The sequence below is a fragment of the Helicobacter aurati genome (genome assembly GCF_003364265.1).
GTDB lineage: Bacteria > Campylobacterota > Campylobacteria > Campylobacterales > Helicobacteraceae > Helicobacter_A > Helicobacter_A aurati.
Genome location: NZ_NXLW01000007.1, coordinates 48282 through 61412 on the forward strand (window position 1 = coordinate 48282; position 13131 = coordinate 61412).

Sequence of the window (13131 nt, forward strand, 5' to 3'; positions counted from 1 at the left end):
TATGAGTTTATTAATGATTATAGCATTTTTGGTTTTTATTATGTAACTTGCGCTATATTCCCAATACATTAAACTAACAAAAGGATATGACATGTTGATTGCATTTAAATCTATCAAACCCAAAATTGGTAAAGATGTGCTCATTTGTGAAGGGGCAAAAATCATTGGTGAAGTCGAAATAGGAGACAATGTGTCAATTTGGTACAATTGCGTACTACGCGGAGATGTGAATTTCATTAAGATTGGGCGCAACACTAATGTGCAAGACTTAAGTATGATACATGTCTGGCATAGAGAGCCCAATATGCCAGATAGTGGATTCCCTACGACTATTGGAGATAATGTAACTATCGGACATAGCTGCATTATTCACGCCTGCCATATTCATGATAATTGCCTCGTTGGTATGGGTAGTATTATCATGGACGGCGCAGAAATTGGAAAAGATTCTATTGTAGGTGCTGGAGCAGTTGTTACAAAAGGCAAAAAATTCCCCCCAAAATCACTGATATTAGGGAATCCAGCAAAATTTATTAGAGAGTTGACATCAGAGGAAATAGAAGAAATAGCGAACTCGGCGATACGATACGTTGCATTTAAAAATGAATTCCTCTCCTGAATCTTTCGTATCTCAAACAGCAGAATCACAAAGGCATTGTGCCAAGGGTGCCAAAACAAACTACCAATTTGCATTTGAACAAGATTCTTTATCTCCTGCATCGCAAGCTTTTTTGTAATATTGTTGTGCAAGAGTCGTATTTTCACTTACGCCTTTTGCATTACGATAGATATAACCTAAACTTGAACATGCTTTTGCTTCTTTTTTATCACATAATGTTTTGTAGAGCTCTATCGCCTTTGTATAATTGCCTTCATTATAAGCTTTATTCGCATCATCAAGACTATCTGCTGCTAGTAACATGCCAGATAACAACCCCATTCCAATTACCATTGTAAAAAACTTTTTCATGTCTTTCCTTTATTAAGATATTACCAAATGACTTTGTCAAATGATTAAAATTGTAGCAAAAATTCTATAATGAATCACATAATTGCAAGGAAAACGCGCATAGTTATAGTTCTACCAATCAGACAACACGAGATTCACAAAATATTTGTTAAACAAGTGAAATAGTTCAGTATATTGTCTAATTTATATGCAAAAATAATAACTATGTATAAAATTTGTCTTTACCGTTTTGAAATTAGACTCTAGATTTTCTAAGTTTTAGGTTAGAATGAAAATATCTTTAAAAAAGTTGTGAGCTTATTGAAGAAAGGTAATTTAAGGAGAGTGCATGAGTAATCTCAATACAAAGCATGTTGGTAAATATGAAGAAGCATACAAACTATCCATAGAAAATCCAGAAGAATTTTGGGCAGCAGCAGCCAAAAACATTCATTGGTATCATTGGTATGACAAGGTTTTAGAAGTCATTGACAATCATTATCGATGGTTTGTAGGCGGTTGCATGAATAGTTGTTATAACGCAGTTGATTTACATGTCCATCATGGCGATGGCGATAGAGCGGCAATTATTTATGACTCACCTGTAACGAATACGGTGAAAACTTACACTTATAAGGAACTTCAAACAAGAGTTGCAAAAGCTGCTTGGATTCTTAAACTAAAAGGCGTCAAAAAAGGCGATACCGTATTAATTTATATGCCAATGATTCCAGAAGCAATTATTGCAATGCTTGCTTGTGCGAGAATTGGAGCGATTCATACAGTGGTGTTTGGCGGTTTTGGTGCGCATGAATTAGCCCTTAGAATCGAAGATGCAAAACCAGCAATGATTATAAGTGCTAGCTGTGGCATTGAAGTTTCAAAAATCATTGATTACAAAGAGATTCTTGATTCTGCAATCAAGCAAAGTGCACATAAAGTCAATGCTGTTCTCCTTTGGCAGAGACCACAAAAGCATGTTGATACCATTCCTTTTCGAGATATTGACTGGGAGAACTTAGAAGCAATGGCTAAAGAAGAGCCTTGCACTCCACTTGATTCTATCGACCCGTTATACATTCTTTATACAAGTGGGACAACGGGCAAGCCAAAGGGCGTTATTCGCAGTAACGGCGGGCATTGTGTCGCAATGAAATGGACTATGGACAATATTTATGCAACAAAACCAGGTGATGTATTCCTTGCAGCCTCTGATGTAGGTTGGGTTGTGGGGCATAGCTATATCGTTTATGCGCCGCTCTTTAATGGAAGTACAACCGTGCTCTATGAAGGCAAACCCGTTCGTACGCCAGATGCTGGTGTATTTTGGCGTATGATTGAGCAGCATAAAATCAATGTGCTCTTTGCAGCTCCAACAGCTTTTCGTGCTATTAAGAAAGAGGACCCAAAAGGTGAACTGATTAAAAAATACAATCTGGATTCCTTAAAAAGCATTTTTGTCGCGGGAGAAAGATGCGACACTGATACCCTCAAGTGGATTGAGAAAATTTCAAAAAGACCAGTAATAGACCATTGGTGGCAAACTGAAACAGGCTGGGCAATCTCTGGCAACCCGCTAGGATTAGAAACACTCAAAATTAAACCGGGCAGCGCGACAAAGCCTATGCCCGGCTTTAACCTCAAGGTACTCGATGAAGACGGGAAAGAATGTAAAAGAGGTAAACTGGGCAATCTTGTGCTGAAGTTACCATTGCCTCCCGCATGCTTACTTGGAATCTGGAAAGATGACGAAAGATATAAACGAAGTTATCTCAATCATTACCCGGGATATTATCTCACCGGCGATAGCGGTTATATTGATGAAGAGGGGTATGTCTTTGTAATGGGAAGAATGGACGGCGTTATTAATGTCGCTGGACATAGAATCTCAACTGGTGCTTTAGAGGAAACTGTAAGCTCCCACCCGAGTGTAGCCGAATGTGCAGTAGTAGGAATTGATGACGATTTTAGGGGTGAAGTACCTCTCTGTCTGATTGTCCTAAAAGATGGTGTAACCGACAAGCCAGAGCTCATTAAAGAAAGTATTATTCGCCTTACTATTGCAGAAGTAGGAGCTTTTGCGAATCTTAAAGTGATAGGCATTGCCCAGAAGCTTCCTAAAACACGTAGCGGTAAGATTCTAAGAGGAACAATTAGAAGCATAGCAGAGGGCAAAGAATACACAAAACCCTCCACTATCGAAGACGAATCAAGCCTTACGCATGTTATAGACATTCTCAAAGAGATGGGTTTCCCCAAAACAACAGATTCTGCTAAAACGAATTAAATTATTTTGCAATCCATACCAAGCAAATAATCAAGTAATACAATAGTGCTTGGCAACAAAGCCAACGCTTTCGTATTACAACCAAGGATTAATAAATCCACAAACTTAGATTCTAAGCTAAGTCAATAATAAATATTGATATGAAAACACACAAAATAAGGAGAAATTATGAGCGCAGGCAAACGTTTTAGAGAAGCAGTAGCAAATCATGCTCCCTTGCAGATTCTAGGCGCGATTAACGCATATTCGGCTTTACAGGCAACGAAATCTGGCGCAAAGGCATTATATTTAAGTGGCGCGGGAGTGGCTAATGCGAGCATTGGCGTACCTGATTTGGCAATTACTACCCTAGAAGATGTACTTATTGACGCAAGGCGAATCACGAGTACTACTGATGTCCCTTTATTGGTGGATATTGATACTGGCTTTGGTGGTGCTTTTAATATTGAACGCACTGTGAAAGACATGATAAGAGCTGGAGTTGCAGCTGTGCATATTGAAGATCAAGTTTCACAAAAAAGATGCGGGCATCGTCCCAATAAAGAACTAGTGAGCAAAGAAGAAATGTGCGACAGGCTAAAGGCGGCGATTTATGCACGCAATAGCATAGACAAAGATTTCGTTATTATGGCGCGTACCGATGCGCATGCAAGCGAAGGGCAAAAAAGCGCGATAGATAGAGCATTAGCCTATGTAGAAACAGGGGCAGATATGATTTTTGCAGAGGCAATTCATACCCTAGAAGAATACAGTGATTTTGTCAAAGCAGTGCGAGTTCCTGTACTAGCAAACATTACAGAATTTGGTAAAACACCGTATTTTAGTGTGCAAGAACTACAAAGCGTAGGAATCTCTATGGTTCTATACCCCCTATCTGCTTTCCGAGCCATGAATAAAGCGGCATTAGAAGTTTTCCAAGATATACTCAAAAATGGAAACCAAAGCAATAGCATTGCCAAAATGCAAACCAGAGAAGAGCTCTATGCGATGTTGGGTTATTATGACTATGAAGAGAGATTAGATAAACTATTTAACAAATAAATTATCTTTGCAGTTTAGTGTCTTAAAGCATTTGTTTGGTTAAATCAGAAACTATTTTATCAAAGGAGACTATATGAGTTCTAAGAAAAAACAAGGTGGATTAGCAGGAATTGTTGCAGGGAAAACCGCAATTTGCACAGTCGGCGACGGACATAGTTTGCGTTATTGTGGCTATGACATTTATGAGCTAGCAGAGAAGGCAAGCTTTGAGGAGGTTGCTTATTTATTGTTGTATGGGGAATTGCCAAAGTCAGAAGAATTAGAATCTTTTACGCATGCGCTTTTTAGCAATAGAATCTTGCCCAAAGAAGTACGTGAGATTCTAAAGCTTATCCCTAAAGATTCGCATCCTATGGATGTTATGCGTACAGGCATTAGTGCTCTAGGCAACTTCTACCCCGAGAAAGAAGATCGCAGTAATCAGGATTCTATTGCTCTGCAAATCCTAGGAGCCAGCCCTAGCATTCTCTTATATTGGCACGCCTATCATCACAATATAGAACTCAATTTAGAATCTAAAGATTCTGTACTACAAGATAACACTGCTAAATTCTTCCTAGAAACATTGCACCAAAAACAAGTACCGCAACTTTGGATTGACGCAATGAACGTCAGTCTTATCCTTTATGCGGAACACGAATTTAATGCTTCGACTTTCACAAGCCGCACAATAGCCTCTACATTGTCTGATTTACATTCAAGCATTATTGGGGGCATTTGCGCATTAAAAGGTCCTCTGCACGGCGGAGCAAACGAAGCTGCAATGGAATTATTAAATAGTCTACCTAATGTAGAATCCGTTTTGCCATCTATGCAGAAAAAACTCGATAACAAAGAGAAAATTATGGGCTTTGGGCATAGAGTGTATGTAACTAGCGATCCTCGAAATGTGGTTATTAAAGAATGGAGCAAAAAACTTAGCGACTATAATGCGAACAACAGGGCGCAGCTATCGGGTTATGCGCTTTTAGATTCGAAACTAGAATCAAGTAATGATTTATATGCGAAAAGTGAGGTAGTAGAGCAGTTTATGTGGGAGTCTAAGAAGCTCTTTCCTAATCTTGATTTTTACTCTGCTTCTACCTATCATTTCATGGGAATCCCTACCGCCTATTTCACGCCAATCTTCATCATGAGTAGAGAAACGGGCTGGCTTGGACATATCTTTGAACAACGAAAAGACAATAAACTCATAAGACCAAATGCTGAATATGTTGGTATCCAAGAGAGAAAATTTATAGCTTTATCTGCACGTTAAATAAATTCCAATAAGTCATATTGCCCATTATTTGCCTTGATAAAGGGTTACAACAATAAATTTCTTGCTCACTTGTACGAGGGAATCCTCATTATTCCCCCTCCTTACGCGGAGGGGGTTATGTGTGGGTTGTTATGTTGATGTCTCCTCTTGTCATTTGGGGGCTTATGCCCGAAGTGCAGCAAATAACGCGCAACAAGCCTCCAGAATTACCATCCCCCCTCAAATAAAGTTGCTTCCTTGTCTTTCAGCTTCCATTCTCCTGTTTCGGTGTTTTCGTAGGCAATTTCTTTTAGAATATCGCGAATTATTTTATTGTTCGCCTGAACGCCGTTTTTAGATAGCGGAATAATATTCAAAACCAAATCATCAAACCTGATTCCAACATTTTGTTCTTTCGCCCTGCCCAAAATCGCCCTAATCAAATATTCAACTCGTCTTTCCAAAGGAATAGAATAATTGCTAAAACTCGTATTTTCTCTTAGGTGATATTTTCCATTATTGCATTCAAAGCGGTCATTTATTGCAGGGATAAAGCTTTCAAACTTGTTGGCTATTTTGTCAATATAATTCCCCTCAACAGATTTTATTACCAAACTATTCCATATTTCTTCCAAAGTCGCGCCATTATGTTCTACGATTATCGCCTCAATATCTTGATATATTTTTTCTATGATGTCCATACCAACTTCAAGCTTTGCGCGCGCTTTTGCATTATCGACTTTTTTAAAATAGATGATAATCTGCCCGCTTAGCACGGTGCTAGGATTTTGTCTTTTTTTGAATGTCGTTTGTCCATTATCTTGTCTCACACTCCCGACATATTCAAAGCCACAATTTTCAGCAGAATCAACAAGAATTTGCCAAAGTTTTGGGTCTTGGTGCTGAAAGACAAACGCAAGCCATCGATTAAATTTCAAAACCCGATACATTTCTTTCAAGCTTTCTTTCATCAAATCATAATATTCATATCGCGATTTATCGAGGCTACCTTTTTCGATACATTCCTTCTCTCGTATTTCATTTTCGACACTTAATTCAAGCCACGCATTCCACATTGTGCTTAAGTCAAGATAGGGAATCTTCGCGCCATACGGCGGGTCTGTGTAGATAAAATCAACACTCTGCGATTCTATTTCTTTTAGGTTTGTTGCATCGGCTTGGAAGAATCTTTGTCCATTTATCTTTTGTAGTCTGGAATCCAATTTTTCTATGTCTTTTTCTCTCCGAAAAAGCAATGTTTCTTCAAAATCCTTTACTACTCCAACCAATGGAAAGAAATAGTTTTGATAAAAGCAATCATTTGGAGCATTCTCAAGTTCTTTTTTGCCTTTGAGCAATCGTTGGATTTTGCGAATGAATGTTTCAGAAGCATCTATAAGAACAGGATTTTTTGCGATACGATGTCGATAATAATTATAAATTCCGCATACACCAGCATTCTTTTGCCCATCATTGATTTTTGAAGTATGATATGTAAGGTTGTGCATACTTAATGTATTATACAATCCTAGCATCAAACTATACCGCATATTCTTTTTTCTAAGTCTCGATTCTTTGTTGCCACTTGGCATTGTGTATTTAAAAATCAACTTTCGCAATATCGCAAGTTCAGCAAGCTGAATCTTGCTAAAAAGCTGCAAAACACTTGGCACATCGCTACCCTTTGGCAGAATCTCATCTTTTGGAATCCAAAGCGTCTCTTCTTGTTCTTTTTGTGTTGCGACTTCGCCAAATTCAGCATCAATCGCATTCGGAAAATACATCGCATTTTTTAAAATATTCCTTGCTTCTCTTTCGTTTTTTGGGCGAAGATTCTCAAACTCTTGCAGAATCTCTTCGCTAATCTCATATAGCTTTCCCAAATCAACCTTTGCGCTCAAAGCTTTGACCATAAAAATACTCAATGGATTTAAATCAACATGGATTCCAACCCGCCCATTCATCATCGCCTCAATCGCCGTTACGCCACTTCCACCAAAAGGATCAAGGACAACATCGCCCTCATTCGTAAAATTTTTTATATTTTCTGAAACAACGTCCCAACTCTGGCGCGTAAAATATGCCGTGCAGCCAAAATATCGAAACTTTGCTTGTTTCTGTGGCTTTGCTATCGCCTTTGGTAGCTCGCGACTTAGATACCAACTTTCATCTTTCTTTAATGTTTTATGCTGTATGGTGTTTTGCCTCAGAGATTCTAAAGATGTAGTTAAATATTGCTTGAATAGCATAAAGCTTTGATTGTCAAATTGATTTACAAAAAGTTCCTCGCAGTCAAAACTATGAAGCAGATTCTGCCTAGCTGTTTCAAAGAATAAAAACTTATAACCATTGCAAAGTGCATAGAATGGAGATTGAAAATATAAAACATAGCTCAATACTTGTTTTTCTGCTTCACTCCCTTTTTCTATATTGACTTTCGGAGCTTTCGCATCTAAAATACAATGAATCTTAGAATCTATATAAATGGCATAATCTGGTGTTAAATTTGCCTGTATATTTTTATTACTTCCGACTTTAAAATCTACTTTTTGCGTTTGCGAAAGGACTATCTCAAACTTGCTCGGATTTTGTTCATTTTTTGGCAGAAATCCTAGCTCTTTTAACAACGGCATAATAATATATTCGCGCACAGAATCTTCTTTGAAATTTTCATTATGAAGCAACGAAAAATCAATCATATTCACTCCCTAACTATCGTTCTTGTTCCTATGCTACTACCATCTCTTAAGTATTAATTAGCTAATTTACATTGTAGCTACAAACAAATACGGCAACTAAGAATCTCAATTGAATTGTTGACCTTGCTCTTAAATAGCGGTTGGCAAGTGTTTAACGTTTGATTGCATGTTTTGTAGCTCAAACTTTGCTACATGTTATTAGAACTCTTCTCGCACATCACTCTCATCGCTAACTTTTTTCGTTGTAGCAAGCAAACTTGCTACCCCCAAGATTGCAGCAATACAAGAAGCGGTTAAAATAGATATTTTAGCTAGATCAACAGCCAAGTTACTCTTATAGGCAAGATTCGCAACAAACATAGACATAGTAAAGCCTATTCCTGCTAAAAATCCAGCGGATAGAATGTGGATATTAGTGAGCCCGTTTGGTCGTTTAGCAATTTTTAATTTTTCACTCAAAATTGTGAATGTGAAGATTCCAATAGGCTTACCAAGTACAAGTCCTAACACAACGCCGTAAAAAATTCCATCGATATGGAAATCAAGAGTACCCCCGATTGGCACACCTGCATTAGCAAAGGCAAACAAAGGCACGATGAAATACGCATTAAGTGGCTGCAAAATAAATTCAATACGGACAAGCGGGTTTTGTGCATAACGCGAATAGCGCACTACCGTATCGAGGATTTCAACCCTCTGATGCTCTTTGTGCATATCAATTTCTCGTTCAGCATCGCTTTTAGGACTAATAAAATTCTTGATATTGCGGTAGGAACTTTTAAAAAAATCTTTGAATCCATAAAGAATCGCCCCCAACCTATTGGTCTCTTCATATTGTCTAGGCTCAAGCGGTTCAAAAGTTGTAAAGTCTGCTTTTGTTTGAAAATACAATTTATTGTAAGCGACTTTCAGTCCAAGATAGCTATGACGAGAAATTTGTGATTTGCCAGGTATTGTGAAAGCGAGGATAACAGCACCCACAGTAGCATGCACGCCGCTAAAAAAGAGGCACAACCAAAGCAAAATGCCTACTGCGAAATAAAGCGAAAGATATTTGACATCTAAATAATTAAAGGTAATAAGAATAATCAAAAAAATGATACTTACATAGATAAAAAACCAATTAATCTGTTCGGTATAAAAAATAGCAATCACGCTAATAGCACCTAAATCGTCTGCAACAGCCAATGTAACAAGAAATATCTTTATCACATTAGGAATCCTTTTGCCTAGCAACAACAATACCCCGAGTGCAAATGCGGTATCGGTACTCATAGCTACACCGAATCCGTGTGCGCTTGGTGTGCTGTGATTGAAGTAAATATAAATGATACTAGGGATAATCAATCCGCCAATAGCACCAAAGACAGAGAAGCTTACTGATTTAAATCCAGCAAGTTCGCCATATAACACTTCTCTTTTCATTTCAAGTCCAACCATAAGAAAGAAAAAGGACATAAGGACATCATTAATAAAATGCAAAATGCTTATATGAACAAGCTTATACCCACCTATACTAAAGTCTAAATACATACTCCAAACTTCATTATAGACAACACCGAAATTTGTATTTGCAATAATCATCGCACATATAACAGCAAAAAAGAGCAGCACTCCGCCAAATGATTCGTGTGTGATAAAGTTCTTTAATGTACTATTGCTTGCGCGATCATCAGTAACATAGTGGAGGTGATTATGAGATTGTGATGTCATCGCATTACTTTACAATAAGATTCTCATGAAGTTATTTCTCGGAAAAGAATATCATCTTGTAAATAAATAATATAACCTTTTATGGTTAATGATAGCGAGGACTGTGTCGCTAACTGCGTAATAAAACGTTTATATAATTCTAACTGCGCGGTGTGTTCTTCAAACAATATTTGACTAAGCTTTTGCGAAGTTTTAAATTCAAGAATGTAGAGAGAATCCTTATCTTGCAACAAAGCATCGAGCCTTTGAACGGTCTGATTTTGCAAGAAAGGGACTTCGCATTTTATCTTGGCATTTCTCAAATCTAAATTTGCATTAGAATCTTGTTGTATGACTTGATTAGCTCGCTCTATAATCTTCTCTAATTCTTCTTTATTCATAAAGAATCCATATTGCGCAAAGAGTATTGGCATAAGATTCTGTATCCTATAGCCCAACAAGAGTTCAAGACTTAAATGCGTGATGATTCCAATGAGTTGTTTGTGATGTGAAGCCGTGTTGGTGCTATAAGATATAACTTCATGTCGCAAAAATTCCTCTTGCTGTAATCTGACAAACGGTAACTCTGCAATGATTAACGGCTTATGAATGCTGGCAGAGGGCATTTCTGTCTCGTGATGTGCATGCTGGAATCTACCGCGACTATCTGCCGATGTAAGGTTTAATGTTTTAGCCGTATAGCTGTCTGTATGTGCAAAAATATAGAGTCCCTCTTTTGCCCTTGTACAAGCCACATATAAAACGTTGTGTTCCTCAACGATTTGTTTTCGCTTGATTTGCTCTATTAAAGATTCTAATTCTTTATCGCGCGATCCTGTATGGTTGTCAAGACGTATACGTTGCAAATAAATGCCTTGATATTCATACAATATCTTGTCTAGTTTTGCTTGTACATGAGGCTGTATATCCAAATAAATAACATATTGGAATCCCAATCCCTTTGCGGCATGTATTGTCATAGTTTGGATAGCTTCTTCTTGCGTAAAAGTAGAATCTTTATGCGCGATAGAATCAAAAAATTCTCGCATATCTTGAAATGCCGTATTGCTTGCTAACTCTAAAAGCAGAAGAGAATCTTCGCTGTAGAGATGAAAAAACTCGATAATTTGCTTGATTTTTAGTGCCAAGCTTTTTCCAGAAAGGTTTTGAGGGATTACGACATCTTCGCTGTATGGTTTATTGAGTAACTTATTCAGTAATTTTTGTGAGAATTTCTTGTAATGAAGAATCTGCCGTGCTTCATGGTTGTTTTGTGTAGCTGCATCATTAAGAATCTTCTTGTGTTGTGATTCATAGAGACGATAAAGCTGCTCGTTATAGTTCTCTATGGCTAATGTATGATAGATAATTTGAATATATCTTTGCTCGATAAGTTTACCGTTTTTGTCAAGATTAAAGCGAGCATTGGGAATAAAAGCTTTTGCATATTGCACAAACTCTTGCAAAACATGACGTTTCCTAGCAAGTATAGCAATGTCTTTTTGCGCGACTTTGCAAGCAAGCAACTCTTGCAGACATTCTACGGTTTCCTTAAAAGCATCGTTTTTAAGCCTTTTACTCTTTAATGCTCTCAACGTGCTAGGATGAGTCTTTTCTTGTATCCCATCTTGCTCATCTTCATAAGCATCTGGCGAATAGACTTTGATACACACAAAGCCTGCTTTTTCTGATTGGCTAGAATCTGCTTGTAGCGGATATTTTTGTATTGTATAGTCGTTAAATAGGTGCTGAAATTTTTCATTCACAAAATCAACTATATGCGCTTTACTGCGGTAATTATATTCCAAATGCTTTTCATGTAACCCGACCTTACTTTGCTCAAAGACGACTTGATTTGCTCCTCGGAACGTATACATACTTTGTTTAGAATCACCTACAAAAAAGAGCGTTTTATTTTCTTTCGTGCCACTACCTGCCAATATTTCTTTAAAAAGCGGTAAAAAGATTCTGTATTGAATATTGCTTGTATCTTGATATTCATCAAATAAAATATGACTAATCACAGAATCCAAACGGAAATAAAAATAATCGCTATTCCACCGTCCATTGTTATAAAATACATCATTCATTAATCCAAACACTTTGTGTTTGATAGCATCAAAATTTAAAGTATTGTTTGCCTTATACACCTCATCCATACTTTCTTGATAACTTGCAATAAGCGCACAAAGCGCGGCTATTCTCTCTGATTCTAGAGTCAGATTCCATAATATCGCGCGATTTTTCACGACACAACAGAGCTTATCAAGCATCATTTGCTGTGAGTCGTTGGGCTTAAGATCTCTATGTGGATTCTTCTGTGTAAGAACATTTGTTAAAAGGGTGTTCTTTAAAATAATGTTGATATTATTGCTTGTAAGTTCCTTGTAAGTTTTTTCCATTTTTTTTGGATTCGAAGCAATTGTTTCAATATAATTGGCAAGTGTTTCTGCCGCCTCATAAACAAAGGGCAAAATTTCAGAAGAATGCAATGAGTGTAAAGTAGGGATCTGGCATTGTTCTGCAAGGAGGATTCTTTTATCATTTGTTTGCTGTTGCTGAATCTGTATATTTGCAAGAAAGCCACTTTGTTCAAATTCAATTGATTTGTCATAAAGCTGTGTAAGCAAATTATTCAAATCAAGCGATCGCCCATATTTGCTTTGTCTAAAGGAAATTTGCAAATCTTGGTGCAAGTAATACAAAATCTTGCGTAAATCTGGATTGTTATAACTTCTCTCTAAAAAAACTTGCAAAAATTGCCGTGCTTGACTGCTTTCTTCTATTGCAAAATCACAGGTAATTCCCGCATAAAATGCAAACGGACGCAAAACAGAAATAAGAAATGAATCAATGGTGCTAATTTTTTTAGGAGAATGTAAAAAGCTATAATAAACCTTAGTAATGCGTTCATTAATCGTTGTAGAATCCAATCCATACTCTTGCAATGCTCGTTGCAAGTCCTTAGCCTGTTGGCATTGCTTGGAATCTTGTTTATCAGAATGCTTGAAACGATAGAGCAACAAAAGATTCTGTATGATTCGCTCTTTCATTTCATTGGCGGCTTTATTGGTAAAAGTGACCGTTAGAATCTCACTGGCATTCACTCCATGTAAAAGAAGAGCAACATAACGCGCGCATAATGCAAAAGTTTTGCCACTCCCAGCCGAAGCGTTCAGGAATACAGATTGTAACTGCTCTTGTTGCTCATATTGCTGCATGA

General features: G+C 37.4%; 8 protein-coding genes. 4 read left to right on the forward strand and 4 right to left on the reverse strand.

All coding sequences use genetic code 11. From position 1 onward, the window contains the following. Window positions 1-91: 91 nt before the first annotated feature. Entirely contained in the window at window positions 92-619 is a 528-nt protein-coding gene (locus tag CQA66_RS04915) for a gamma carbonic anhydrase family protein (protein ID WP_104762815.1), read from the forward strand. Between the two features lie 60 nt (window positions 620-679). Here CQA66_RS04915 and CQA66_RS04920 read toward each other — a convergent pair whose 3' ends face one another. After that, complete coding sequence (locus tag CQA66_RS04920; protein ID WP_104762814.1) at window positions 680-970, reverse strand: SEL1-like repeat protein; 291 nt, start codon at window positions 968-970, stop codon at window positions 680-682. Window positions 971-1298: 328 nt separating this feature from the next. Between CQA66_RS04920 and CQA66_RS04925 the strand changes: the two genes are divergently transcribed. The 3 genes from CQA66_RS04925 to CQA66_RS04935 all read left to right on the forward strand — a co-directional run bounded on the left by CQA66_RS04925 (window position 1299) and on the right by CQA66_RS04935 (window position 5535). Next, window positions 1299-3236, forward strand: coding sequence for an AMP-binding protein (locus CQA66_RS04925; protein WP_115582554.1), 1938 nt, complete (start codon window positions 1299-1301; stop codon window positions 3234-3236). Window positions 3237-3404: 168 nt separating this feature from the next. Further along, window positions 3405-4277 (forward strand): methylisocitrate lyase, encoded by an 873-nt coding sequence (prpB, locus tag CQA66_RS04930; protein WP_104762812.1) that lies wholly within the window; start codon window positions 3405-3407, stop codon window positions 4275-4277. 73 nt (window positions 4278-4350) lie between these two features. Further along, a complete protein-coding gene (locus CQA66_RS04935) occupies window positions 4351-5535 on the forward strand; it encodes a citrate/2-methylcitrate synthase (RefSeq protein ID WP_104762811.1) in 1185 nt (394 codons plus the stop codon). A 209-nt stretch (window positions 5536-5744) separates the two neighbouring features. On the opposite strand, the gene CQA66_RS04940 is transcribed toward CQA66_RS04935, so the two are convergent. From CQA66_RS04940 to CQA66_RS04950, 3 genes are all read right to left on the reverse strand, one after another. After that, window positions 5745-8216, reverse strand: coding sequence for a DNA methyltransferase (locus CQA66_RS04940; protein WP_104762810.1), 2472 nt, complete (start codon window positions 8214-8216; stop codon window positions 5745-5747). A gap of 198 nt (window positions 8217-8414) precedes the next feature. Continuing rightward, window positions 8415-9929, reverse strand: coding sequence for a Na+/H+ antiporter NhaA (nhaA, locus tag CQA66_RS04945; protein ID WP_104762809.1), 1515 nt, complete (start codon window positions 9927-9929; stop codon window positions 8415-8417). Window positions 9930-9952: 23 nt separating this feature from the next. Continuing rightward, window positions 9953-13129, reverse strand: coding sequence for a UvrD-helicase domain-containing protein (locus CQA66_RS04950; protein WP_104762808.1), 3177 nt, complete (start codon window positions 13127-13129; stop codon window positions 9953-9955). Between the last annotated feature and the right edge of the window lie 2 nt (window positions 13130-13131).

What these genes read in the sequence shown, in the direction of transcription:
- nhaA (WP_104762809.1), bottom strand. Translation starts at nt 9,929, where the DNA reads ATGACATCACAATCTCATAATCACCTCCACTATGTTACTGATGATCGC.
- CQA66_RS04920 (WP_104762814.1), bottom strand. Translation starts at nt 970, where the DNA reads ATGAAAAAGTTTTTTACAATGGTAATTGGAATGGGGTTGTTATCTGGC.
- CQA66_RS04935 (WP_104762811.1), top strand. Translation starts at nt 4,351, where the DNA reads ATGAGTTCTAAGAAAAAACAAGGTGGATTAGCAGGAATTGTTGCAGGG.
- CQA66_RS04915 (WP_104762815.1), top strand. Translation starts at nt 92, where the DNA reads ATGTTGATTGCATTTAAATCTATCAAACCCAAAATTGGTAAAGATGTG.
- CQA66_RS04950 (WP_104762808.1), bottom strand. Translation starts at nt 13,129, where the DNA reads ATGCAGCAATATGAGCAACAAGAGCAGTTACAATCTGTATTCCTGAAC.
- prpB (WP_104762812.1), top strand. Translation starts at nt 3,405, where the DNA reads ATGAGCGCAGGCAAACGTTTTAGAGAAGCAGTAGCAAATCATGCTCCC.
- CQA66_RS04925 (WP_115582554.1), top strand. Translation starts at nt 1,299, where the DNA reads ATGAGTAATCTCAATACAAAGCATGTTGGTAAATATGAAGAAGCATAC.
- CQA66_RS04940 (WP_104762810.1), bottom strand. Translation starts at nt 8,216, where the DNA reads ATGATTGATTTTTCGTTGCTTCATAATGAAAATTTCAAAGAAGATTCT.